Below are 24,185 nucleotides of genomic sequence, written 5' to 3'. Positions count from 1 at the left end.
TTTTGAAACGTGCACTGAATTAGTTATTATTTCTCTGTTGCAGAGAAGGTTTGTGTGATTGTGAAACCAACTTCGTCGATTCCGTAAGTTAATTTGTCAATCATTCCTGTAAATATGTTATAGAAAATGATGGCAAAAGCTGATGTTCCGATACCAATCGCAGTATTTACAAGGGCTTCTGAGATACCTGCAGATAAAGCGGTAGGGTCAGGAGTTCCTTCAGTAGCGAGGGCAGAGAACGCGCGAATCATACCCAATACCGTTCCGAGGAGGGCAATGAGTGTTCCGATTGACGCAATGGTAGCCAAAATTGGAAGGTGTTTTTCCAAAGCCGGCATTTCTAATGCTGTAGCTTCTTCAATTTCTTTCGAAATATTTACAACTTTTTGTTCAGTTGTTAATTCAGTATCACTTTTCATTTCGGCATATTTATGTAAACCTGCGTTTACAACGTTAGCCACAGAACCTTTCTGACGGTCGCACTCTTTCAAGGCAGCCTCAATGTCTTTGTTGGTTAAGTGATATTTCACTTTTTGTAAAAATCCCTGAATCGAGCCATTTCCTCTTGCTTTAGTAATTGTAAGTAAGCGTTCAACAGCGAAAACCATTACCGTTAAGAACAATGCCAATAAAACCGGTACAATAAATCCACCTTCATGTATTAATGCAAGGTAGTTACCTGGTTTTGGATGTCCATCTTCCGTAAAGTTGCCTTTGTCACCTGCTACGAAAATGTAAAACAAAATACCAATTACGAGATTGATTAGGATTACAATAATTCCAAGACTGGTTATAGTAGTCTTTTTAGTTGTTTTTGCTGCTGATTGAGCCATAAGGTTAATTTTAATTTCCTTTTAATAAATGTTATAGTGGGCAAATATAGATTAATTTTTAAAAAAACCGTTTTGCAATTGCCGATTTTAAAAATACTGCTTATTATTTTTATGTTAACCACAAAGTTGGCAAATTGTTGTATAACCTTGTTTACAGCATAAACTCCTGCGTAAAACATTATGGTATACAGCCCTTGCCGTTTTACACAAATTTGACAATAACCCCTTGAAAATCAGCTTCCACCGCGGTTTTTGTCGAATGGTAATCTCACTTTGTCGAAAAAAGATGCCGGCTTCATACAAATTGCACAAATTTGCAGCATGATGCGTATTTCACCGGGGGTGAATAAAATGTTGAAATCGCCGTTATGGCGTGTTTTCTTACATATTTCTTTTTGGCTGCTCTATTTGTCCAGCCCATTTTATTCCTATATCAATCAAGATTTATCAAAATACAGTTATGTAATACTGATTTTAGCCAACCTCGCGTTTCTGCCTTATTATTATCTTGTAGCCTATAGTTTGATTCCACGCTTTTTTAATAAGCAGAAATGGCCTTTCTTCATTATCAGCACACTTTTAAGCTATACGCTGTTTTCATGGGTTTGTCAGCTCATTATGCGGGCATTTTTCGATAAACTTGTTACCGAACATGAAATAACCATATTTTCGGAATCACTCAAAAGGTCGGTGCTGGATCCACTGGAGTTTTTCAGAATGGTGATTGTTACCCTTATTCCCTTGAGTATTATGACCATGCGCAGGTATATGCGCATGAATGCCGCTCATGCCAATTTGATTAAACTCAACACCGACCTGGAGCTCAATTTTTTGAAATCGCAGATTAACCCGCATTTTTTATTTAATACACTGAATAATATTTATTCGCTTTCGCTGCAAAAATCGGATCGCTCACCGGAAATGATTTTAAAATTGAGCGATTTGATGCGCTATATGTTGTATGAATGTAATGTAGCAACAGTTAGCTTAAAAAGGGAAATTCAGTTTTTGGAGGATTATATTGCATTGGAAAAAATACGACACGGCGATAAGGCAGAAATTACTTTTACTGTTGAAGGTGAAACTGAAAATAAAAATATTCCACCTTTGCTGCTGATACCATTTGTTGAAAATGCATTTAAACATGGCATAAATGCACAATTCGGAAATGCATGGGTGCATATAAAATTAAAACTGGATACTAATGCAACTGCTTTTTTATTTAGTATCGAAAACAATAAGCCAACCTTGCCGGAACCCAAAAAGCAATTGAATGGTGGCATTGGAATTGAAAATGCGAAAAAAAGGCTGCACATGATTTATCCTAAAACACATCAATTGCGTATTGAAGAAACAAACAATACTTTTATTGTAGAATTAAGTATCGAAAAATTATGAATGCAAAATTAAACTGCCTGATTGTAGATGATGAACCGCTGGCACAGCAGGTGATTGAAACGTATATTCAAAAAACACCATCGCTAACACTGGTTGCAAAATGTGATAATGCCATGGAAGCATATGAAGTATTACACAATACATCGATTGATATTTTATTTTTGGATATTCAGATGCCGGTTATTACCGGTGTGGAATTTATGCGCACGTTACAAAATCCGCCTGCTGTTATTTTTACAACGGCGTACCCTGATTTTGCAATGGATGGTTATGATTTAAATATTACTGATTATTTATTAAAACCGGTTTCGTTTGAACGATTTTTAAAAGCTGTAAATAAAGCTTCGGAACAAATTGCTTTGCTGCAACAAAATAATAACGAAAACGAACAAAATTTACCGGATTATTTTTTTGTGAAAGAAGACAGTAAACTGGTGAAAATTAATTTTTCGGATATTGATCATATTGAATGTATGAAAGATTATGCAAAAATTTTCACTAAACAACGGATGATTGTTACACATCATACCATGAAAAAATTTGAAACTGTTTTACCGGAAAATCTTTTTGTGCGGATACACAGAAGTTATATTGTGCATATTCCTGCCATACAATCTATTTTCGGGAATGTTGTTGAAACTACAAAGGGGCGGTTGCCGATTGGTGCCAATTATAAAGATGAACTGATGAAGGTTGTTGGCGGAGGATAGGGTAGGTGCTCTTAATTGCAAACGAAGGGCAATTGCAACGTTTGCCTGCGTGCTGTTTTGGTGTAGATGCACTGAACGAAAAAGTTACATAAAATTGAAAAATGAACATTTCCCCCAAAAAATTTGCACACCTATTTTATTTTCACTCTATTTGTAAAAAAACATACATGAAAAAAATTATCCTACTTATTATGATTACCTGCGGATTGCAGTTTGCGCATGCACAGGTGAATGATCACGCACTTGGTATCCGCATGGGTTATGGCGGTGGAATTTCGTATCAGGGCAAATTGAGTAAAACAAATCGTTTTGAAATTAATGCTGCTGTTGGTTTGGGCGAAAGTGTGACGTATTTGCGCGCGTCGGGAATTTACCAATGGGTATTTGATGTTGGTATCGGTTGGAATGTTTATGTGGGTCCATCGGCGACTGCTGGTTTGCAATTTATTGATGGTGATGTGGATGGCAGTAAAGATGGGTTATTTATTTTGTTGGGCGGACAAGCCGGTTTGGAATATAATTTACAGAATATTCCGTTTCAGGTTTCAGTAGATATTATGCCCCAAATTGGTGTGTTTAATAGTAAAGAAGATATTTATTTTGACCCTGCTTTAGGTATTCGTTGGGTATTTTAATAAAACCATTTTTAATTAAACCGTTTCGAAATTCCGGAACGGTTTTTTTATGCATTTTTCTCCCGCTTTTTTTTGTATAAACGAACTGCTATCATCATAATTACACTTAAAATTATGAGGCCAAGTAAACCATACAACATGTTTGCTGCATTTTTTAATTCAACAAGAAATACAATAGCTACCAAAAAAATTGTAGCGAGTTCGTTAAATAAACGCAATTTTTGAGAGGTTAATTTGGAAGTATTTTTTGCGAGGCGTTTTTGTATACGCAAACAACTAAAATGATAAGCAATTACACAAATTACAAACAGTAATTTAATATGCATCCAACCTTGTTGTAAAAAAATACTGTTTAAACTTAATAATGTGGTTCCTGAAATTACGACTAAAATCATGGAAGGTGTTCCGATGATATTCATTAATCGTTGCTCCATTATAATAAACTGATTGGCGAGTATACTGCGCTCCGGCTCCGGCTTTTGAAGGGCTTCGGTGTGGTAGATGTACAGTCGTACAATATAAAACAGTGCTGCAAACCAGGTAACAATAAAAATGATATGTGCTGCAACGAAATAATTATAATATGCCATGAAAAAAAGTTTAACGAACGAGTGTAAAGTTACCTTGTTTCGACAAACTTTTTTCGTTTAATGAGGCGGTTACCAAATAAGTGTATACACCCATTTCCTGTAATTCATTTTCGAAAGTACCATCCCAGTTTTTTTCCAGCTTATTGGTATCAAAAACTAATTGTCCCCAGCGATTATAAATTTCGATGTGATAATTTTCAATTGCACCGGAATAAATGGGTCCGAATACATCGTTTACATTATCGTTATTTGGAGAAAAGGCAGTAGGAAAATCGATATGGTCACCACAACCATCTATTAATGTAATTTCATCGGAAGTGGTGCATCCGTTGAAATCGGTAACGGTTAAAGTGTAATCGCCTGCAACAGTTGTTGTAAATGAAGGTGTGTTAATTCCATTGCTCCATTCGTATAAATTAAATCCATCGGGTGCAGTTACAGAAGTTGGTCCGCAAAAAGTAATATCACTGCCGAGATCGAGAGCAGGAAGCGGATATTCAGTTATAATAATTGAGTCTGTATAAAAACAATCGCCAACACTGATAGTAACCCAATAGGTGCCTGCATCTTCAAATAAATGGTCGGCAGTGGTGGCACCATCGTACCAAAGATAGGTTGCAGAATCCTGCGCCACGCTAATTGTTGTGCTTTCGCCTTCACAAAATCCTTCCTCAATTATTTGTGTTGTGCCGGGGTCAATAACGGTAACATCGAGGTAAGCAGTGTCGTAATAACAATTGTAGCTGATCATACATGCAAGCGTATAAGTGCCTGCGCCAGGCCAATCGGTTACTGTCATTGTGGTCATGTCGTCACCGGTATAAACCACACCTGCAGGAACATCCCAGTCGATAGTAGCTGCAGGCAGGGTATTCATGGTGTACTCATTAACAGAACCGATACAAATAGTTGTGGGCCCATCGATTGAAGCGGCTACAACATCTACGTTTCGAACACATAGGTCATCGATGGTTGCAGTGAGTTTTCGCTGATAAGAACCACCCGGTAAATTGCCGATTTGAACAGTGTTTAGTCCATCGATAGTTGATGGCACAATAAAACAATCAATTTGGCCGTACATAATTTCATGTTCTTCATCTTCATACACATCGAGGTGCATATAATTGTAAGCCACACGAATTAACTGAATATAATAGGTATCGTTGTATGGAGCAGATAACACTTCAGACGTTGTTACAACACCGTTATCGTTCGCATATAAAACAAAACCGATGTTTTCGGGTGCTGCTGCAAATTCGGAGGTCCACCCGAGCATGATGGCATCGGTATTGGAAAATTCGCAAATAGAGTAGGTGTCGGAATACGGATTTGTGGTGCCCTCAGTAAGTGATAATATGAGGTCGCCGGTTCTTCCGGAAGCCCCGCCCTGTGTAGGGGTGAAGGTCATGGAGGCGGTCCAGAAATCTTCGTTCAGGTCTTCGCCCAGCTCATGATAAAAGCGGGTGTCGTTCGCATCAATTACGGTTTCATAATTGAGGGTTCCACCTGAAATGGTTAAATCACCTGTTTGGTTGTTAGATGTACATGCACCTGTAACCGGGTAATACCAGTAAAAGTATTCCCAGGCCGATTCATCAGCAAAATCTTCAGCAAATAAACAGGCTTGTCCAAAAAGTTGTGGTGTGTGCAGCATGGAAAACACCACAAGGGTAATTGTAAATGATTTCCGCATGTGGGCAAATTTAGTGATTTTGTATTAAAGGGATATTAATTTTGCGGCATGAAAGCAATTGCATCGGGCGATTTAACGCTGGGTATTTTAGGGGGCGGACAATTAGGGAAAATGCTGATAGAAGCAGCCAGTAACTGGAATATTCAATGTCATGTGCTTGACCCTGATGCAGATTGCAGTTGCGCGCACATGGCACATACTTTTGTGCAGGGTAGTTTTAAAGATTACGATACCGTTTACAATTTTGGAAAAAACCTGCAAAAAATTACAATTGAAATTGAGCATGTGAATGTTGAGGCTTTAATTCAATTGGAAAAAGAAGGTAAATCGATTTATCCAAAGCCAGCGGTTTTACAAATAATTCAGGACAAGGGTAAACAAAAATTATTTTATGCTGAAAACGGTTTGCCTACAGCTGAATTTACCTTATTGTCGAATTTACAAGAAGTAAAATCAAATATAGATAATGGCAGTATTAAATTTCCGTTTGTGCAAAAATCGCGGACAGCGGGTTACGATGGAAAAGGTGTTGCGGTAATTCGCAGTGTAGCGGATATGGATAAATTACTAGAGGGTGCGTGTGTGATTGAACAGTTAATTGATTTTGAAAAAGAATTAGCGGTAATTGTTGCCAGAGATACAGACGGAAAAACAACTTGTTTTCCTGCTGTTGAAATGGAGTTTCATCCGGAAGCTAATCTGGTAGAATTTTTATTGGCTCCTGCGCATGTTTCTGAAATGGTTGCCAATGAGGCAAAAAAAATTGCTGAACAGTGTATTACTGCTTTTGGATTAACCGGTATTTTGGCAGTGGAATTATTTCTTACAAAAAGTGGCGCCGTATTAATAAATGAAGTTGCACCGCGACCGCACAACAGTGGACATCATACTATAGAAGCTAATTTAGTTTCCCAATACGAACAATTATTGCGCACCATATTTGAAATTCCGATGGGTGATACTACGCCGCGTGATCATGCCGTTATGGTAAATATATTAGGGGAAGCCGGTTATACCGGAACAGCCTTATATGAGGGGCTGAAAGAATGTTTGGCTATACCGGGTGTATTTGTGCATTTATATGGAAAAAAAATAACGAAACCATTCCGCAAAATGGGCCATGTAACGATAATTGGAGCAGATGCAACTGAAATAAAAGCAACTGCGCAAAAGGTGAAAGAGATGTTGAAGGTGGTGGCTTGAGATGTTATTCTGATTTATTTTATTAGTGTTGATGGCAATGAAAATAAATACAATTTTTTTTAAGCATCAATTTGCGATAGGCAGGTCGAAAATAATAATGGCTATTATAACGCTGTTATTAAGTAGCTCATTAAAAGCACAAAATGAGTTTGTAAATCCGAATTTTTTTTATGATGATAGCTTGATTAACGCACTTTGCAGTAGTAAGGAGCACGTAGCAACCAATTTCAAAATTCATTATATAACTGTTGAAAATGATTCAGACATTACTTACTTAATGATGTTTGACAGTAGTATAATTACAGCGTATAAAATTTATGCTACCAAGATTTTAAAATGTGTTATATTAAATACCTCAGACTTAGACCTAAAGGAAAATTCTAATTTATATGTCCGTGAATTTGAAAATAAATTAGTTTTTAACCCACCGCTGAATTTTGACAAATATTGCAAAACATCAGTAGTGCATATTGGCTCAAACCGCTACCTGATTCAATTTGGCAAATGTGAATACGAATTGGATAAATCAAAATCGCTAATACGGGAGGCCTATTTTAAGGATTTGGAGTTATTGGTAAATTCTTTGAAAAGCTGGGAATTTTATTCGGTTTATGAAAGATAAATTAATTTTAGTTGTAAAATTAATTTCAAAATCAATCAATCTCCTTGATGAAAATAATTATCAAACGTAAAACTGGTTTAATTACCGCGGTTATTATAGGGTGCTTAGCTTTAGGTTTCGTCTTTATAATATACCGAATGATAAAGCAACATTTTGATGTAAGCTGGAATGTTGAACATGTAAGTGCAGATGTTGCCATGTTTCAAAAAGAATTTGAATTTGATGAACGAATGGATTTGATGGCCGGATATAAAATGAAATTGAGCCAGGAAGAATATTTGAAATTAATTGATCGGTTAATAAAAAGTAAGGATGTAGAAGATTTATTAGTTGCATGTTTTATTGTGAAGAAATACGCTTATTGTCAGTTTATAAGTGCCATTAATGTAAATGTAGATGAACAAAATAAATTCATTAATAATTGGAGTAAATACGATAGCATTTACCAGTTCGGCTATACAAAAGAATTTTGCGTCCAACAATTGAAGTCTGTAAACATTGTAAAAGAGGAAATACAGAAAACCTGTGCCGATGTGTTATAGGCGAAAGGAATGGTATACATGGTTGTAAATTTAGTTACCCACAAGTAATTGCAATTGCTGCTGAACAGTCTTCATATTGTAGGTATCCGGTGACTGCTATTTTTACTTATTATTTTTATTGTTTGGGATAGTAGTTGTTTTATCCATATTGTAAAAGTCAACAAAAATTATGGGGTCTGATTTTTTTCACTTGATATTTTTCAGCTATATTTTTAAGTGCCTGCATCGCAATTGAAGGTGTGTTTTCTTCTATTAGTTTGATATAGGGCAATTTGGTGCTGTTTATTTGTGAGGGTTTAAGTAATGAATCAATTTCAACTTCAACGGTGAATTGAATATCATAATTTGGTTCGCCTAAATTGTAGTTGTAATAATAAGTTATTTTATTAACATTTTCAACTATAGCAACTAATTCGATTTGCTGTGTATCGGGTCCGTGCTTATAATAGAATGAGGTTGATGGAATATCAATTATTGCGCAGTTTGTCAGACCGGTGATATGTTGTTCAAAATTAGTTACGCCTATTGAAGCCATTATTGTGCTGTCTGCATATATTTTATTTTTTAAAATGAAAGCATTTTTCTTTTCACTATAGATATTTTTGCATGGGCTACAAGAAACAGCTATTGTTAGCAGGATAAAAAAGAATATGACTGGGTTTGTTTTCATGATTTCGGGATATAAAAATAAATATTTATTTTAAAGTTGAAAAATATATTAATTATCAAGCACAGGGGTGGATTGCGTTTTATATAACAAGCGGATAATAATTTTTCCACCTGACAATATAAGACTTTGGCTGTTTTTATCGTTTAAGGTGTCTTAATGTCTGCATTGGACCATAAACCCACTATTCAAAATTACTCCTATGATTTTCAACACGCTGTTTTTACTGCTCAATTTGCATTTTGCTGCAGAAGATACTGATTTTGAGGTAAACTGTTCCTATAATATTGCTGATGACACGGTTCGGGTTGAATGTGCGTTAAAGATTATAAACAAATCTACAACCGACACATTATTTTACCCGGTTAAAGAAGGGCAGATTATCAAAGACCACACGATTGATTATGAAACCTATGGTACTTTAGGTATACTAGGTGATAATAATGAGATTGAAATTTACCGCGTATTTGAGGGAGCTGTTGATTCGATTTACGCCATTTTGCCAATGAGCAATGTGGTTATAAAATATAAAAATAAATTTGTAAAAACTGTCGATGTAAAAGACCCCTCATTTTATTTAACCGATTATTTTTATTTAAATGAAACTGATATTCCTGTTGACTTTCAGCAAAATGATATTGTTAAAATTAAACCTGCCGTAAAAATTAATATTTATTTTCAAATCAAAGCCGCTGTTATTTCAAATTTATCAATACAACCTGATTTTGTTTATTAATGCTTCGTGTGTTAAATCTCTTTAGGGATTGGTGAGTTGTCCCCTTATGTATAAGTTTGGCTATTTGGTTTTGGGGGTTCTTAAGGAAGGATTTACATTCTTTTTCTTACTTTTATATCATCAATGAAACCAACTTATTTTATCCTAATTGTCATCCTGTTCATTAGCGCTGTTAGTTGCAAACATGCGGGCAAACAAGTTATTGATGCTGATTTGGGTAATCAAATGTTGTTGACTGATAATGCTAATACAATTGACTCAATTGACAGCAAAATAATTGACAGTATAACACCAATAAAATACATACTAAATGGAACTTCAGTAATAAAAGTTTATTTCGATTCCATTTACAAAGAAAAGAAACTATTCGAAACCCGCATTGTTTTAATTGATACTTCGCAAAAAGATTTCTTTACTAGTAAGGCTTGTATTAGTAGTGACGATTATTACTACGATACTCAAACAGAATTGGGTGAAATATTTGTGACAGGTGACTTTAATTTTGATGGGTATGATGATTTTAGTGTTTTAAATTGGGTGAGCATAAATCGTCAATTCAGATATGATTTTTATTTATTTAGTGCGAAAACAGGAAAATTTCTTTTCAATCAACAATTGACGGATTTAATTAACCCATATTTTGATAGTAGCACCAAAACAATACATTCATGTTGGAATATCGGCGTAAATGAGTTTGGGCATGCCCTGTTTTACTGGGGAGTTGATTCGCTTAAGTTAATAGCTCGTGAAACGTTAAGTTATTCGATAAACCCCGATGAAGAAGCTGAAATTTGGCTTGAGTTTTATGAAAATAATAAATTGAAAACTAAAAGTTATCTTTATAAAGGTGAAAATTTTGATTATCTCCATCAAAATTGTAAATTATTGCGATATGCGAAAAAATAGTTTTTATGTAGGTTTGCTATTTTTAGTTGGCTTACATGCGTGCACAGGGCTTAAGCATGTTAGTAAATCAGATCCTCCTTTTAAACTGCCGGTTATTATAACCTCAGCTAATGGTGATATTGAAAATTATATACTGCATGAAAGCGACAGCATGGGCAATAATGCCAGTTGGGTTATGATTAAAATATCAGGACAGGATAGTATTAACTTAGACACTATAAATTTTCTAAAAACAAATTACAAAGATTATTATCATGGCGGGCAAGCAAAACAATTGCGCGACTCACTGGGTCGCGATAGTATATTTATTTATGTAGACTACAATACAAATGTTTGTTTGAAAGGAGCAGATATTGAAAAAGGTAACATGTTTTTTCCGGTTTACTATACTAACTATAGCAAATCGGATAAAGTGTTTTTTTATATTGATAGCTGGACAATTGCCTTACAGGAAGTGTTAAATCCTGCAACGCAACAATACGAACCTATTGAAATTGTTACTCCTTACATATGTGGAACCTATTCAACAGGGATAGTATTACATCCTGGTGAAAGCGTTTTGGTATTGCAAAAAAAGTATTCAGGAACAGTCCAAACAAGTGCACGCTTGCGGTATGTTTGTAACGACAGCGTACGGGTTTCAGAACCTTATACCGTGTTTTTTAATCCCAACCAATTAAATGTGCCACTGTCTTATTTTAGAGCGCCTTGGTCTAATGGAGATGAGGATGCTTTTTATGAATATAATTTTTTAGGTACTGAACCCAGTTCGCTTCATAAAATAAGAAGCGAGTTAATTCCAGCGCCTAAGTACAATAAATAACCGGAAAATTCGTTACAAGATCATAACCCTTTACCATGAGGCCTTTTGTCACATTTTGCCTGCTTTTTGGCAGTTTTTATTTACCAGTATATTCGCAATCCTATCTCACACAATTCGAAAAATTTACAGTGGTTGCAGATAGTATATTTCTCGATAATTATTACAAACTGGATACTGCTCGTTATAGAGAATTGCTTGATGTAACCAGGGGCTACTACTATGAATTGAAAAATCGTGATAATGGTTTAAATACAGTAGATCATAAAAAGTACAACCCGTTTATGGCTAATGCCTATTATAATTTAAGTTGCACTTATGGTTTAACGAACAATAAAAATCAGGCCCTTAATTGTCTCGATTCCGCAATACATTTTGGTTATACGGATTATATGCATTTGATGGAGGACCCGGATATTGCGATTATCAGATCTATGCCCGAGTTTACCAAATTAGTTGAGCCGCTACGCGCTGTTGGAGATTATTTATATATTTTAAAAGGTGCTGCAGCATATAATAATGGTGATAACAGGTCACTTCCTGTTTTTACTTATCAGTCAGCCGATTTCCCGGAATTGCAGAAATTGCGTAAACAATATAATTTAGATTCAATTGCAGGAAGTGGTAACGATATTAGTCAGGTTTTAAATTTAATGCACTGGCTGCACGATAAAATACCGCATGCAAATGGTGAATATCCGAAGGAAGTAAATGCATCTAGCATGTTACAATTATGTGAAAGTGAGGGGAGGGGATTAAATTGCAGACAATTGGCAACGATTTTAAATGAGTGTTTTTTGTCAATGGGTTTTTATTCCAAGTATGTGCAATGTTCGCCCAAAGATAGCCTGGGCATTGACTTTGACTGCCATGTAATTAATTCAGTTTGGATTCCTTCTTTATCAAAATGGATTTGGATTGATCCTACTTTTGATGCTTACATTATGGATGAAACCGGACAATTACTTGGTATAGAAGAAGTAAGAGAACGTATAATAAATGGAAAAATGTTGATTTTAAATCCGGACGCTAACTGGAATAATAAACAAACACAAACAAAAGAGTATTATTTATATAACTACATGGCAAAAAATTTATATAAATTGGAATGCCCTGTTGAAAGTCGTTACGATTTGGAAACGATGGTTATCGGTAAAGAAATTACCTATATTCGTTTATTACCGACAGCTTATTTTAAACAGCAGCAGGATATAGAAGAAAATGAATGGGGCAATTCAACAACGGCAATCACTTATAATACCAATAATGCAAAATTGTTTTGGGCGCCACCTGTTCATTAATTCGTTTTCAACCAACCGGTAATACTCAAACGCGGCACGTTTGTAACTAAAACTTCGTGCTCCAGTTCATCACTTTTAAAAAACACACCTTTGCAATTTTCGGGTGCAATATGTTGCATGGTATTATTTTGATGTATACATAATTCTCCTCCATCATTTAAAACCCAATCCGGATTTAAATAGGTGATGACCGAAAAAGCGCGGTCGCCATTATTTTTAAAACGGTCGAAATGTTTTTTATAAAAACTACCTTTTTCGTATAACACAAAATGAAATTCGTAACCGGTAATTCCGGTAAAACAACTGCTATTTAAATAGGTGACAAACTGGTCAATATGATCTAGAAATGCATTTTCACTTTCGTCGTTATGTGAACGATCCAGCCAAAATATTTTATCGTTACGAATAAGTTGATTAACTTGTTGATTAGCCGTGTCGCCGGTTCCGGCACCAACCATTAAATTGGTTTCAAATAACGTGAGCAGACGTGTGGTGAGACTTTTAGCCAGGGTTTTATCGATAAAGTATTTATCTACACCCAGTTTGGTATCTACATACGATTGTATTATTGTCTCAAATGGCAACATTTATTTATGGATTGAATGATTAAGGAGAAGAAGCCGGACGGCTTTAATTTTTTAAAGGTAACTCTAAATTATGAATGTGGTATTATTATAACCGGATAATGGTAAAAAGCAATTTCCACTCTTTTTTAAAGCTATTTAATATCAGTTGAATTGCTGATAAAAATGTCATCACAAAATATACTAAAATGTTAAAATATGCGTTACTTTATCTCATTAATTAACCACATTATGTATTTCAGATTTACCCTAACTATTTGCATCCTTTTTTGTTTAGCTTTTAACAAACCTGAGGTTAAAGAGCAGTTTTTTGAAAATGGAAAATTAAAAGCATCAGCCACTATTGACCACGGCATGTTTAATGGCACATATACCTCTTGGTATTCAAATGGCATTAAAAAGGCAGAGGGCAATTTTTCCAATAATCAGCGTAATGGAAAATGGACAGTTTGGGATTCATCAGGCAATGTTCGTATTATCCGCAATTACAGTGACGCATTCACATTTGTAACTGAATTGGCGAAAAAGACAGACGGAACAACTATTCAATTACCTGCATATCCTAATTACATTTCTATAATAAACAGTGTTGGTGCACCGGATTATCCGATTGTGGAATATAGCGATATTCTGGCCTATAAAGATATTTGGCGTAAAATCGATAAAAATGATGATAATGCTATTTTGTTTGAAAATAATAGACTGCAAAACATCATTTCTAATTACCTCAAAGAAAAAGGCACTGTTGTTTTTGATGATCATAAACTCAATAATGTGTATGACCTTGAGTCTATCAAAAAGAAAATAAATAACCCCGACTGGGAAATTATCGGATATCGCATTTATGAAGGGTGGAATTTTTATAAAACATATCAGTTATCGGATTACAGAATAATGGCAATTACACCAATTATACGCGATAACAAATCAGGGTTGAGCGAAGACCTCGGCTGGTTGCGTTTCGTGGATTTACGTGGTGCAATGGAAGCAACTGTTGTTGAAACAACATCAGGCTCAAAAACTACACTGGATGCCATTTTCAGAACCGGTAGTTTTAGTTCAGTTATTTACCGTGAATCAAACATCTACAATCGCAAAATTGAAGACTATAAAAAAGGTAAAGCAATTACTGAGGAATCCGATAAAATTGAATTCAACTTAATAGATATGGAACATACCTTGTGGCTGGAGGCGCTTAAATAAGGGTATCCGGCATTTACTTCAATTCCAAGGGTTTCGTTAATTTTGCATTGATGGCTAAATCTAAATCCAATTCCGGCAAATCTGCAAAAGCAAAAATTGCACCTGCAGTAGGTATTATTATGGGCAGCGATTCTGACCTGAAAATAATGCGCGATGCAGCACTTATACTTGAAGAGTTTGGGGTAGCTGTAGAAGTTACCGTAGTTTCGGCACACCGCACGCCACAGCGTATGTTCGACTATGCTGCGAATGCTCATAACAGGGGAATTAAAATTATAATAGCCGGTGCCGGGGGTGCAGCACATTTACCGGGAATGGTAGCCTCAATTACGCCTTTGCCTGTAATTGGTGTTCCAATAAAATCGAGTAACTCAATAGACGGATGGGATTCCATTTTATCTATTTTGCAGATGCCAAATGGTGTTCCTGTTGCAACTGTTGCACTTAATGCAGCTAAAAATGCCGGTATACTCGCCGCCGAAATATTGGGATTAAGTAGTGTGTCGGTAAGAAATAAAATTATCGCCTATAAAAAATCCATGCAGGAAACGGTAACCGCTAAGGCAGGTAAAATAGAAAAAGAAGGATATAAAAACTTTTAACTGAAGTAATTATTCAGCAGGGGTTTCTTTAACAGACAATTGCTCTTCTTCCATAGCATCAATACTTTTTTTCAATTTCTTCTCATTGAAGAAGGAGAAAATAATTGCAGCGAGCAAACATAAGGCAAATCCAAATACACCCGATAAGCGAATGCCCAGTTCCTCGAAAGGAACATTTTTAAATACACCCGCAAGATATTTGCCTAATCCTTTGGTTTCATCTAACCCAATTAAAATTGTAAAAATTACTATCCCCATTGTTTGCCCGAACTGAATAAACAAACTGCGAATGGCAAAAAAGGTTGCTTCTCGGTTTTCTTTTGTTTCATGCGCATCGGCCTGTGTGAGCTCAGCTAAAATTACCGGTGGTAAAATGCCTAAAACAGAAAACGGAATAGATAATATTGCGGCAAATAAATAAGCTTCATATACATTTCCCATACCAAAATTACCTAAATACCGAACACAGGAAAACACCAGTGACAACATAAATAATGAAGATAGAATCATTATTTTTTTAGAAAAACGTTTAGCAAGAAAATATACAATTGGCGACCATATCATTGCCAATCCTACAGTGGTGGCAACCATTCCGGTGCCATGCTTCTCTTCCAGATGTAGCAAGGCTTTCACGTAATATAACGCACCGGTTCCGATAATGGTTAATGAAATAAAATAAGTGAAATCGGCAATTAAATACAACAACACATTTTTATTTCCTAAAACCGTTTTAAAATTATCTTTAATACTGGTAGTTACAGGATTTGGAATGATATATTTTTTTTCTTTCAGAAAAACAGGAATTAATAAAAATACCCAACCGATTACAAAAATGGTCCAAATCGCAACTTGATAAGCTCTGAACTTATCTTCCATATGGAATACATCCTGATAAAAGTTGAGTAAGGCATTTGAAGCACTTGCAATAACCAAACCGATGGTATATGCAATAGATTGAAAGGTAGAAATGCGCAGTTTTACTTCACTATTGTATCCAAATTCAGGAAGTAATGCGTTATACGGAATAACATAAAAGGAAATAGCGACATTAAATAAAATTTGAATTCCGGCTAGCCACCAGATATTACCCATACTTTCAGTTCGGGTAAGTGGCATCCATAATAAAAAACCGGTGACTAAAACGGGTAATAAGGCGAAGGCCATAAATGGAATTCTTCGGCCACGTTTATGTCCGCTTTTATCACTTAAATGCGCAATTAACGGGTCAATTAAAGCATCAATTAAACGTGCACTTAAAACCACCAGTGTTAGTGCATTGATGAAGCCTAAAATGGTTATTTTAGGAATAAGGTTATTCAGTTGGTCATCACCTACCGGTTGGTAAAAATATATGATGATACCAGCGAGGAGGTTTACTACCACGCTCCAACCAAGCGTTCCTGAAGCATATATAAGTTGACCCCTTAAGGGTAATTTCTCTGTTTGCATTACGGCCTAGCCAGAAATGAAGTGCAAAAATAGAACAAAGCCCTGTCAACGTTGGAAAAGTATAAAATATTCCTTGTTGAAAGTTGCGTAAAACCTTGTCCTGTCTGTATTTGGAGGTAATAAATAAAATTTGTTAAGAATATCTTTCTGCGATTTATAACAGGCAGCAGCCGCTGCTTTCGCCGGCCATTGGTCAATAATATCCACAGCAACAGTAGGTTCGGGTAAACCTGCGGAGTGCTGGCGTTCCAGTGCCGGTTGGTAAGAAGCCACCTTGCTAATAACAAATTGTTCCCAGGCATCCGGCAGTGTAAATTGATACAGTAATTGCGGTGCAAAAGCGGGATTCTGTTTTTCTCGTTCGAATAAGTCGTGCACCAACTGGGCAGTTATTTCATGCTCCTGATGCCCATAGCCACCTATTTCATCATCATAAGTGATTAAAATATCAGGCTTTAGCGAATCAATGGCACTGCGTATTACCGATAATATGGTGTCCTGATGATCATCCCAAAACTGCAACTGATTGTTGAGGAGGCTATCCCACGGGTTATTATAGAAATCATGTATATACATGTAATGATAGGGCAAAATTGTATGTGTACACATCCATTCTGCTTTACGTATTTTTTTACCCTGGGTCGATTCACCTTGTGTAAGGGTAAGCAAACTAACTTCCCAACCCATGTTCATCATTTTAGCAACTGTTCCGGCACAAATTATTTCATCATCGGGATGTGGAAATATGAGTAATACTTTTTGCGGATTATTGGCTGTAATATTCCATTCCGGAAGGGTAGTGGTGGGCAGATTTTTAATAGCGTTGTAATCCGGTTTTTCAGAGCGACAACTGTAAATTAAAACGGTTATTAATATGAGTATCGAGCTTTTCATAAAAAAATACCCCAACAACAAATTTAACGTGCTGTTGGGGTATTTATTGTTAAGTTACGTATTATTCAATTTTTATTCGAGCGTATTGAACGTCTTTTTTGCGTTCACAGGAAATAATAAATCCTTCATTAGGAATAGGCATCGAACTACTGGTTTCTAATATCACATCAATATCTTTTCCAATAAACAATGCTTCTTTTTCCCACTTACCTTCGCTGTCAACAGTTACAATTACTGCATTCGCTTTGTCTTTATTCGCCATCACTTTTACATCATCCAATGTGCGCGCATCGCCGTTATCGCGATGGTCGTTATACATGATATAAATTTTGCCATCCTGCTCATATGAAATATAACTATTGTATTTATAACCTTGTCTAATTAATGAACCTGTCCAAACAGTTACACTTATTGAAACTGCCCCTCCAAGACTCAACTTAGGCGCTGTAATTGTTGTACGCTGGTATTTAGGGATTGATGCCATATAGGTTATTTCCTGATTTGCGTCAAAGGCATAAATGATAATATGATTAAAATTAAAAGTTCTGGATTCAGAATTGGAAGAAGAAGAATAGGTGATATACTGTTGTTCAGCAATAACATATCCACTCCCATCAGCATGAATACCGATATCGCGAATATTATATGCATTTAATTGAGAACCACCCATCATTTTAGCCCAACCGCCTGAAGGGGTGATTGCAGCTTTTGTTTTTGCGTCGATTTTATGCGTACGTAAATCTAAATTTTCTAAATTTTGTACATCTGTTATACACATAAATGCACCTTCAATTCCTTCGTTTTTACCTTTATCTGTTAATTCATTATAAAAGCCTGTAATCATCAGATTATTATTGGTAACAAATCGGATGAGTGCACTTGAAATATATTTACCATCAATTTTTAATTCACGATCAACAATTTTTTTAGAGGCAGCATCAATTGAAAACATACGGGTGCTGTATTGCATTAATCTTTTTCCTTCACCACCACTAATTACAGCTAATGCCAATGCATTTCCATTATTGTCAACAGCCCATGATAATAAAGAGAAATCAGTATCATCATATTCTACATCATAAGTGTCCTGCCAAATTAATTTCAAATCGTTGGTGCCAACCACACATGCCGTAAATCTTGCATTTTCTTTATTTGGCATATTGTGATCCATTATGATGAGCAATTTCGAACTATCCGGTGATAATTTATATTTTAAATCAGTTATTTCATTGTTTTTTTCAACGGTGATTGAAACTAAAGATTTCGGCTTTACTGATAATAATTTACCGGTGTAATTAAATGAAGTTGCTAATACAGATAATCTGTTTTCTTTGTTTTCAAAATCGGTGTTTAAAAAAATAATATTTTCACCGCGGCTGAACATCATTTCTGTTTCGAATTTCTTTTCTGCAGTCACCAACTCCTTTTGCATAACGATATTATTTTTGGTGTCAACTTTTATCAGATTGCCATCACCTTTTTCAAACTGAACGGTATAAAAGAATCCACCGTGAAAACCTATCGGCAGGTAAGAAGCGGAATTACTTCCGGCCTCAGTTGCCGTTCCCCAGTCTAAATCGAAGTTTTGAGCAAATACGCCCGCTGTCATTAAACAGCATGTAATCATGGTCGTGATTTTGTTTTTCATAGTTATTTTAAATTTTGCCCAAATATAGGGCAATAAGTTGACCCATAGGGGTTTACACTTTTTAAAAGTAATGCAAACGGTGCCGTTTTAAGCACTAATCTGCTCAAATTCTTCTTACCTTTGCCCAAAATTTACCAACATGCGAAAACTACTGCTCAGTGCAGCAATTGCTACTGTTTTATTGGCTTCCTGCAAGGATAAGCTCGAAAAAAAGGACAAATCCTTAGCTGAAATGCAAAATGAGGATGAAAATCCCAATAATTATGAGCCCGTTTTAAGCACGGCTGATGCAACTCCGGTTTACAAAAAAATCAACGATACCGTTGAAATGCATCTCAACATATATTACCCTGAAAAACATAAAAAACAAGACCCTACTGCAGTTATCATATACTTTTTCGGAGGCGCCTTTTTACACGGCAGTCCTTCACAATATGAACCTCATTGCCAGTATTTCGCAAGCCGTGGTATTGTTGCCATTACTGCCGATTACCGCGTAATTTCACGCAACAAAGGCAATGCTTTAAGTTGTATTTATGATGCCAAAAGTGCAGTGCGTTATGTGCGCGAACATGCTGAGGAACTAAATATCGATCCAAATAAAGTTATTGTTGGTGGCGGCTCAGCAGGTGGATTCCTGGCTATTGAATGTGCTATGGACGACAGTAACTGGCAAGACCCAACCGATAATACTGCTGTTTCTTGTAAACCGAATGCAATGGTATTATTAAACCCTGTTGTAAACTCAATGGAACACGATTTCCGTATTGTGAAGTTTAAGGATGATGAAAAAGCACCTGACAGTGAATCACATGCCGGCGCTATCAATCCCTTAACCAATATTAAATCCGGTATGCCACCTGCAATTATTTTTCATGGTAAAGCTGACCGTATTTCAGGCTTCCAATATGTGCAACAATTTTGTACCGATTATCAGGCTGCCGGAAATACTGCTGAATTACATGCTTATGATAAAATGAAACACGGATTTACCAGCGTTAAATTTCAGGATGGTAAATATTATAAAGAATCATTAAAATTATCAGACGAATTTTTGATCAAACTTGGTTTCTTAACCGGAACACCAACTGTTCAATAATTACCGCTACAATTAATTGTAAGAGCCTGCACTTGCAGGCTCTTTTTTTTTGTTTATACGATTTAACATCAATTAACAGGGTATTTAGTAATATTTCGAAAAAAAATAAATACCATTGTAATCTTCAACCAATCAGGCATGCGTAAACCACTTATTACCCTTGTTGCAATCTGCGCTTTTTTGCAATCGGAAGCTCAGGATATTCAGCGCAAACAACTGGCTGCAACCCGCATCACCGGTAATATTCACATCGATGGCAATTTAGATGAACCTGAGTGGCAAAACGCACAGGAAGCAACCGATTTTATACAGTTTCAATTTAATTGGAATACACCTTCTGCATTTAAATCTTCCTTCAAAATAATTTATGATAATACGGCAATTTACATTGGTGCAAAAATGTATGACAATCAGCCCGACAGTATTCAAAAAGATTTAGCTGCTCGTGATGAATTTGGTTCAGCAGATTTTATCGGAATTATTCTTGACCCGTATATGGAAGGTGTAAACGGAGTTGAATTTTTTGTGACTGCATCCGGTGTGCAAGGTGAAGCAAAAACTTACCCGGGTAGTAATAATGGTGAAGACTTTAGCTGGGATGCTGTTTGGGTAAGTGAAGCAAAAATTGTTGAGGATGGCTGGGTTGCAGAAATTAAAATTCCTTATAGCGCAATTCGTTTTCCAAACAAGGAAGAACAAACCTGGTACATCAATTTTGTTCGCGAAGTAAAACGCAACCGCGATAAAAGTGCCTGGAACCCAATTGACCCGCAAATTCAAGGGTTTGTTAATCAAAGTGGTTTATTAACCGGAATTAAAGATATAAAAGCACCGGTTCGCCTGTCACTTTCTCCATATTTTTCAACTTATTATGATGTGTTTAGAGATAATGATGCTGACCTAACTTCACATTCTTGGAGTTTTAATGGTGGGGCTGATTTAAAATATGGTTTAAATGATGCCTTTACATTAGATATGACTTTGATTCCTGATTTTGGCCAGGTGCAAAGTGATAATCAGGTTTTAAATCTTACTCCTTTTGAAACATATTTTGTGGAGCAGCGACAATTTTTTACCGAAGGAACAGAGCTCTTTAATAAAAGCGGATTATTTTATTCCAGAAGGGTAGGATCTACACCTGAAAAATTTTATGATGTATTATATGGCACTGATCCTTCGTCAACAATTATCAGCAATCCAACACAGGCAAGATTATTAAATGCAGCTAAACTCTCCGGGAGAACCACTACCGGTTTAGGGGTTGGTGTATTTAATGCGGTGGAAGGAGAAACTGTTGCCGTAATTCAGGATTCAACCGGACATGAAAGTACAACGATTACCGGTCCGAGAACAAATTATAATGTGTTGGTTTTTGATCAAAGTTTGAAAAATAATTCCTACGTAACTTTTACAAATACCAATGTGATTCGTGAAAGTGGATTTGCAGATGCAAATGTTACCGCGGCAAATTTTTCACTGAATAATAAAACGAATATTTATGCAATAGAAGGTGGTGCCGCTTACAGTCAGCGATACACCGGTGTTGAATCTGCCGAAAACAATGGTGTTTATCATTATTTATCTGCAGGTAAATCAGGTGGCAAACGTCGCTTTGCCGCAGGGTATGAATATACAGGCCAAACCTATAATAACAACGATTTGGGATATCTGCCCATAAATAATTTGCTCAATTTTTTCGGGAATACCAGTTATCATACTTACGACCCGTTATGGCATTTAAATCAACTTAATCTAACTATCGATATCAATTATACAAGGATAATAAATCCGGATGTATTTCATAATTTTTCAATTAATGCTGATGCATGGGGTAATTTCCGCAATTTCGTTTTTATGGGTTTATGGATTTATACCGAACCTGTAGTTACATACGATTATTTTGAACCACGTGAACCGGGCAGGTATTATACTTATCCTATAAATTACAATTTCGGTGGCTGGATTTCATCTGATTACAGTAAACGTTTTGCATTTGATGCCAGCAGCAATTTGCGTTTATTCGCTGAAAAAGGACGTTACCGTCACAACATCGATTTTGGACCACGATTCAGATTGAATGATAAAATTTTATTATCTGCTTATGCCGGTCGTTTCTTCTGGCCTAATGATGTTGGTTTTGTAACCACTACACCTGATTCAATCATTTTTGGTATCCGCGACAATGTTACTTTTGAAGGTTTATTGAGTGTAAACTATACACCGAATGTAAAAATGAGTTTTAGTCTGCGCGCCCGCCACTACTGGAGTTACGCCGAATATTCCGAATTTTTTAATTTGGGTGATGATGGTAGTTTATTGCCTACAACCTATAACAGTTTCAACGAAAAAGGAAACTCAACCGACGATGTGAATTTTAATGCCTTTAATGTCGATTTTGTTTACACCTGGTTTTTTGCACCCGGAAGTGAATTGAATATCGTTTGGAAAAACTCAATATATCAATTTGGTCAATTATTACCCGAAAATTATATTGATGACCTGGATGCAGTTTTTGATTCACCGGTTGGAAATAACTTTTCAATCAAACTCCTTTACTATCTCGATTATTTATACCTGAAGAAAAATAAATAATATACCTTTGAAAAGGTATGATAAATAAATACGGGTTATTCATTTTATTAACTATTTGTTTTGGTAATTGTTGGGCACAAATAACATTTAGCAGCCTGCAATTTGGCGACCCGGCCGGTAATAACCGCGGAAGTGCTGCTGTATTTGATGATGCCTTAAATATCTGGTTTGCAGGAACAGCACGCAATTTTGAAAATAATACGGATGATATTGCTCTAACAAAACTTGATAAAAATGGCAATATTAAATTTGCTTATTTATATGGGGATGGTCACAATGAATTTGTAAATAATATGGTGTTTTTTGATAACACTTATTCAATTGTTTGTGGCGATCAAACGGACACACTTACCGGAAACACCAATGGTTTTATTATGAAAACCGATACAGCAGGAAATTTAATCTGGTTCAAATCTTATGGGAACGGTATTTCAAATGAAGACTTTTATGGGCTTACCTTATTGCAAAACGGTGATATTGCTGTCACCGGATTTGTCACAGGTGCAATTGGTTCCGGAAACGATGTACTCACGGTAATTTATAATCAGGATGGTGATTTTATACAGGAAATTGTTTTTGGTGATAACACCAATGAGTATGGCATGTCCCTTATCGAATTGCCAAGTGGTGATTTAATTATCAGCGGCGATAAAGAAATTTCTGCAACCGTTTACAATCCATTTTATGCCAGAGTTACACGCGAAGAAAATATAGTATTTAATCAGGCTTTTGGAATTGATGAAAATAGCGGATGTAAATCGATGTTATTGAACAATAATGGTAACCTGGTTTTTTCCGGCGAAGTTGCAGGAGTAATTGACCCTCAATTCGACTTATTGATTGCTGAAGCTGATACACTAGGAAATATTTTATTTATAAACAGCACTCCGGGTTTAGGAATTGAAGCCGGCTACGATATAGCAATAGCAAGCGATTCAACGTATTATGTTACCGGTTTCGGATATAATCCATTGGCCACTGAAAATGATATGGTGTTTTTTTTAATTGATGCAGCAGGCGAAATTTTACAACGCAAATTTTTCGAAAATGGCGGTGCTGATTTAGGTTACGATATTAAACGCATTGACGATACACATTTTTTGGCAGCCGGATTTTCTACACAATTTGGAACACTCATGTTTACTTTAGTATATGATATGTTTGAAACAGGAGATATTGTAAAAAATACAATAAGTAACAATAATGTGCAAATTTTCCCTCAACCGGCTGCAAATATTTTAAACCTAACTTCAAATGAAAATATTCAATCCATTCGCATTCAAAGTTTAGCGGGTAATTTTTTATTGGGGCAAGATGGTATGAATAGTAAAAATGTTCAATTAAACATTGATTTACCCTTATCAGTTTATATGATAACTATCGTTACAACAGATAACATAATTACTAAAAAAATAATAGCCGGTCAGTAAAAATACCAACCGGCTATTAAACAATATA

At 35.8% G+C, this 24,185-nt stretch carries 23 protein-coding genes; 15 read left to right on the top strand and 8 right to left on the bottom strand.

What is annotated here, in order from left to right; translation table 11 throughout:
• Positions 1-26: 26 nt before the first annotated feature.
• Positions 27-833: a MotA/TolQ/ExbB proton channel family protein gene (locus IPI65_00815; GenBank protein MBK7440102.1), complete on the bottom strand. Its 807-nt coding sequence runs from the start codon at positions 831-833 to the stop codon at positions 27-29.
• Positions 834-1,085: 252 nt separating this feature from the next.
• On the opposite strand from IPI65_00815, the gene IPI65_00810 reads away from it, so the two are divergent.
• The 3 genes from IPI65_00810 to IPI65_00800 all read left to right on the top strand — a co-directional run bounded on the left by IPI65_00810 (position 1,086) and on the right by IPI65_00800 (position 3,576).
• Entirely contained in the window at positions 1,086-2,231 is a 1,146-nt protein-coding gene (locus tag IPI65_00810) for a histidine kinase (GenBank protein MBK7440101.1), read from the top strand.
• Positions 2,228-2,941 carry a response regulator transcription factor gene (locus IPI65_00805; protein MBK7440100.1) on the top strand — a complete coding sequence of 238 codons (714 nt, stop codon included), beginning with the start codon at positions 2,228-2,230 and terminating at the stop codon, positions 2,939-2,941. The genes IPI65_00810 and IPI65_00805 overlap by 4 nt, the downstream gene beginning before the upstream one ends.
• A 167-nt stretch (positions 2,942-3,108) precedes the next feature.
• Positions 3,109-3,576, top strand: coding sequence for a hypothetical protein (locus tag IPI65_00800; GenBank protein ID MBK7440099.1), 468 nt, complete (start codon positions 3,109-3,111; stop codon positions 3,574-3,576).
• A gap of 47 nt (positions 3,577-3,623) precedes the next feature.
• On the opposite strand, the gene IPI65_00795 is transcribed toward IPI65_00800, so the two are convergent.
• Positions 3,624-4,166, bottom strand: coding sequence for a CopD family protein (locus IPI65_00795; protein ID MBK7440098.1), 543 nt, complete (start codon positions 4,164-4,166; stop codon positions 3,624-3,626).
• Between the two features lie 10 nt (positions 4,167-4,176).
• A complete protein-coding gene (locus IPI65_00790; GenBank protein ID MBK7440097.1) occupies positions 4,177-5,859 on the bottom strand; it encodes a gliding motility-associated C-terminal domain-containing protein in 1,683 nt (560 codons plus the stop codon).
• A 48-nt stretch (positions 5,860-5,907) separates the two neighbouring features.
• Between IPI65_00790 and IPI65_00785 the strand changes: the two genes are divergently transcribed.
• The 3 genes from IPI65_00785 to IPI65_00775 all read left to right on the top strand — a co-directional run bounded on the left by IPI65_00785 (position 5,908) and on the right by IPI65_00775 (position 8,226).
• Positions 5,908-7,062 carry a 5-(carboxyamino)imidazole ribonucleotide synthase gene (locus IPI65_00785; protein ID MBK7440096.1) on the top strand — a complete coding sequence of 385 codons (1,155 nt, stop codon included), beginning with the start codon at positions 5,908-5,910 and terminating at the stop codon, positions 7,060-7,062.
• A gap of 97 nt (positions 7,063-7,159) precedes the next feature.
• Positions 7,160-7,684: a hypothetical protein gene (locus IPI65_00780; GenBank protein MBK7440095.1), complete on the top strand. Its 525-nt coding sequence runs from the start codon at positions 7,160-7,162 to the stop codon at positions 7,682-7,684.
• Between the two features lie 137 nt (positions 7,685-7,821).
• The gene (locus IPI65_00775; protein ID MBK7440094.1) at positions 7,822-8,226 is read left to right on the top strand and encodes a hypothetical protein; all 405 of its coding nucleotides are present in this window, start codon (positions 7,822-7,824) and stop codon (positions 8,224-8,226) included.
• Between the two features lie 157 nt (positions 8,227-8,383).
• On the opposite strand, the gene IPI65_00770 is transcribed toward IPI65_00775, so the two are convergent.
• On the bottom strand, positions 8,384-8,896 hold the full coding sequence (locus tag IPI65_00770; GenBank protein ID MBK7440093.1) for a hypothetical protein: 513 nt from the start codon (positions 8,894-8,896) through the stop codon (positions 8,384-8,386).
• Between the two features lie 199 nt (positions 8,897-9,095).
• On the opposite strand from IPI65_00770, the gene IPI65_00765 reads away from it, so the two are divergent.
• The 4 genes from IPI65_00765 to IPI65_00750 all read left to right on the top strand — a co-directional run bounded on the left by IPI65_00765 (position 9,096) and on the right by IPI65_00750 (position 12,656).
• A complete protein-coding gene (locus IPI65_00765) occupies positions 9,096-9,629 on the top strand; it encodes a hypothetical protein (protein ID MBK7440092.1) in 534 nt (177 codons plus the stop codon).
• 123 nt (positions 9,630-9,752) lie between these two features.
• Positions 9,753-10,535, top strand: a complete 783-nt coding sequence (locus IPI65_00760; GenBank protein MBK7440091.1) for a hypothetical protein — start codon at positions 9,753-9,755, stop codon at positions 10,533-10,535.
• A complete protein-coding gene (locus IPI65_00755) occupies positions 10,522-11,358 on the top strand; it encodes a hypothetical protein (protein MBK7440090.1) in 837 nt (278 codons plus the stop codon). Before IPI65_00760 ends, IPI65_00755 begins: the two co-directional genes overlap by 14 nt.
• 35 nt (positions 11,359-11,393) lie before the next feature.
• The gene (locus tag IPI65_00750; protein MBK7440089.1) at positions 11,394-12,656 is read left to right on the top strand and encodes a transglutaminase domain-containing protein; all 1,263 of its coding nucleotides are present in this window, start codon (positions 11,394-11,396) and stop codon (positions 12,654-12,656) included.
• Here the strand turns inward: IPI65_00750 and IPI65_00745 are convergent.
• Entirely contained in the window at positions 12,653-13,243 is a 591-nt protein-coding gene (locus tag IPI65_00745) for a 2OG-Fe(II) oxygenase (protein MBK7440088.1), read from the bottom strand. The genes IPI65_00750 and IPI65_00745 overlap by 4 nt on opposite strands.
• Before the next feature lie 195 nt (positions 13,244-13,438).
• Between IPI65_00745 and IPI65_00740 the strand changes: the two genes are divergently transcribed.
• Together IPI65_00740 and purE are read left to right on the top strand one after the other, a co-directional pair.
• Positions 13,439-14,443, top strand: a complete 1,005-nt coding sequence (locus IPI65_00740; GenBank protein ID MBK7440087.1) for a hypothetical protein — start codon at positions 13,439-13,441, stop codon at positions 14,441-14,443.
• A gap of 50 nt (positions 14,444-14,493) precedes the next feature.
• On the top strand, positions 14,494-15,045 hold the full coding sequence (gene purE, locus IPI65_00735; protein ID MBK7440086.1) for a 5-(carboxyamino)imidazole ribonucleotide mutase: 552 nt from the start codon (positions 14,494-14,496) through the stop codon (positions 15,043-15,045).
• A 9-nt stretch (positions 15,046-15,054) separates the two neighbouring features.
• On the opposite strand, the gene IPI65_00730 is transcribed toward purE, so the two are convergent.
• From IPI65_00730 to IPI65_00720, 3 genes are all read right to left on the bottom strand, one after another.
• A complete protein-coding gene (locus IPI65_00730; GenBank protein MBK7440085.1) occupies positions 15,055-16,494 on the bottom strand; it encodes an MFS transporter in 1,440 nt (479 codons plus the stop codon).
• 45 nt (positions 16,495-16,539) lie between these two features.
• Positions 16,540-17,388, bottom strand: a complete 849-nt coding sequence (locus tag IPI65_00725; protein MBK7440084.1) for a PIG-L family deacetylase — start codon at positions 17,386-17,388, stop codon at positions 16,540-16,542.
• 61 nt (positions 17,389-17,449) lie between these two features.
• Positions 17,450-19,036: a hypothetical protein gene (locus tag IPI65_00720; GenBank protein MBK7440083.1), complete on the bottom strand. Its 1,587-nt coding sequence runs from the start codon at positions 19,034-19,036 to the stop codon at positions 17,450-17,452.
• A gap of 139 nt (positions 19,037-19,175) precedes the next feature.
• On the opposite strand from IPI65_00720, the gene IPI65_00715 reads away from it, so the two are divergent.
• The 3 genes from IPI65_00715 to IPI65_00705 all read left to right on the top strand — a co-directional run bounded on the left by IPI65_00715 (position 19,176) and on the right by IPI65_00705 (position 24,157).
• Positions 19,176-20,135: an alpha/beta hydrolase gene (locus tag IPI65_00715; protein MBK7440082.1), complete on the top strand. Its 960-nt coding sequence runs from the start codon at positions 19,176-19,178 to the stop codon at positions 20,133-20,135.
• Positions 20,136-20,273: 138 nt separating this feature from the next.
• Positions 20,274-22,727 carry a carbohydrate binding family 9 domain-containing protein gene (locus tag IPI65_00710; GenBank protein ID MBK7440081.1) on the top strand — a complete coding sequence of 818 codons (2,454 nt, stop codon included), beginning with the start codon at positions 20,274-20,276 and terminating at the stop codon, positions 22,725-22,727.
• 17 nt (positions 22,728-22,744) lie between these two features.
• Positions 22,745-24,157 (top strand): T9SS type A sorting domain-containing protein, encoded by a 1,413-nt coding sequence (locus IPI65_00705; protein ID MBK7440080.1) that lies wholly within the window; start codon positions 22,745-22,747, stop codon positions 24,155-24,157.
• The last annotated feature ends 28 nt before the right edge of the window (positions 24,158-24,185 follow it).

The sequence above is a fragment of the Bacteroidota bacterium genome, assembly GCA_016706255.1.
In the GTDB taxonomy this organism is placed as follows: domain Bacteria; phylum Bacteroidota; class Bacteroidia; order Chitinophagales; family BACL12; genus UBA7236.
The sequence above is the reverse complement of the archived record's forward strand: the minus strand, read 5'-3'. Positions and strand labels throughout refer to the sequence as shown.

Coding starts and splice junctions, on each gene's coding strand:
- IPI65_00790 (MBK7440097.1), bottom strand. CDS start 5,859: ATGCGGAAATCATTTACAATTACCCTTGTGGTGTTTTCCATGCTGCAC.
- IPI65_00740 (MBK7440087.1), top strand. CDS start 13,439: ATGCGTTACTTTATCTCATTAATTAACCACATTATGTATTTCAGATTT.
- purE (MBK7440086.1), top strand. CDS start 14,494: ATGGCTAAATCTAAATCCAATTCCGGCAAATCTGCAAAAGCAAAAATT.
- IPI65_00710 (MBK7440081.1), top strand. CDS start 20,274: ATGCGTAAACCACTTATTACCCTTGTTGCAATCTGCGCTTTTTTGCAA.
- IPI65_00785 (MBK7440096.1), top strand. CDS start 5,908: ATGAAAGCAATTGCATCGGGCGATTTAACGCTGGGTATTTTAGGGGGC.
- IPI65_00730 (MBK7440085.1), bottom strand. CDS start 16,494: ATGCAAACAGAGAAATTACCCTTAAGGGGTCAACTTATATATGCTTCA.
- IPI65_00770 (MBK7440093.1), bottom strand. CDS start 8,896: ATGAAAACAAACCCAGTCATATTCTTTTTTATCCTGCTAACAATAGCT.
- IPI65_00705 (MBK7440080.1), top strand. CDS start 22,745: ATGATAAATAAATACGGGTTATTCATTTTATTAACTATTTGTTTTGGT.
- IPI65_00725 (MBK7440084.1), bottom strand. CDS start 17,388: ATGAAAAGCTCGATACTCATATTAATAACCGTTTTAATTTACAGTTGT.
- IPI65_00805 (MBK7440100.1), top strand. CDS start 2,228: ATGAATGCAAAATTAAACTGCCTGATTGTAGATGATGAACCGCTGGCA.
- IPI65_00715 (MBK7440082.1), top strand. CDS start 19,176: ATGCGAAAACTACTGCTCAGTGCAGCAATTGCTACTGTTTTATTGGCT.
- IPI65_00720 (MBK7440083.1), bottom strand. CDS start 19,036: ATGAAAAACAAAATCACGACCATGATTACATGCTGTTTAATGACAGCG.
- IPI65_00795 (MBK7440098.1), bottom strand. CDS start 4,166: ATGGCATATTATAATTATTTCGTTGCAGCACATATCATTTTTATTGTT.
- IPI65_00750 (MBK7440089.1), top strand. CDS start 11,394: ATGAGGCCTTTTGTCACATTTTGCCTGCTTTTTGGCAGTTTTTATTTA.
- IPI65_00755 (MBK7440090.1), top strand. CDS start 10,522: ATGCGAAAAAATAGTTTTTATGTAGGTTTGCTATTTTTAGTTGGCTTA.
- IPI65_00775 (MBK7440094.1), top strand. CDS start 7,822: ATGATAAAGCAACATTTTGATGTAAGCTGGAATGTTGAACATGTAAGT.
- IPI65_00800 (MBK7440099.1), top strand. CDS start 3,109: ATGAAAAAAATTATCCTACTTATTATGATTACCTGCGGATTGCAGTTT.
- IPI65_00780 (MBK7440095.1), top strand. CDS start 7,160: ATGGCTATTATAACGCTGTTATTAAGTAGCTCATTAAAAGCACAAAAT.
- IPI65_00765 (MBK7440092.1), top strand. CDS start 9,096: ATGATTTTCAACACGCTGTTTTTACTGCTCAATTTGCATTTTGCTGCA.
- IPI65_00815 (MBK7440102.1), bottom strand. CDS start 833: ATGGCTCAATCAGCAGCAAAAACAACTAAAAAGACTACTATAACCAGT.
- IPI65_00745 (MBK7440088.1), bottom strand. CDS start 13,243: ATGTTGCCATTTGAGACAATAATACAATCGTATGTAGATACCAAACTG.
- IPI65_00760 (MBK7440091.1), top strand. CDS start 9,753: ATGAAACCAACTTATTTTATCCTAATTGTCATCCTGTTCATTAGCGCT.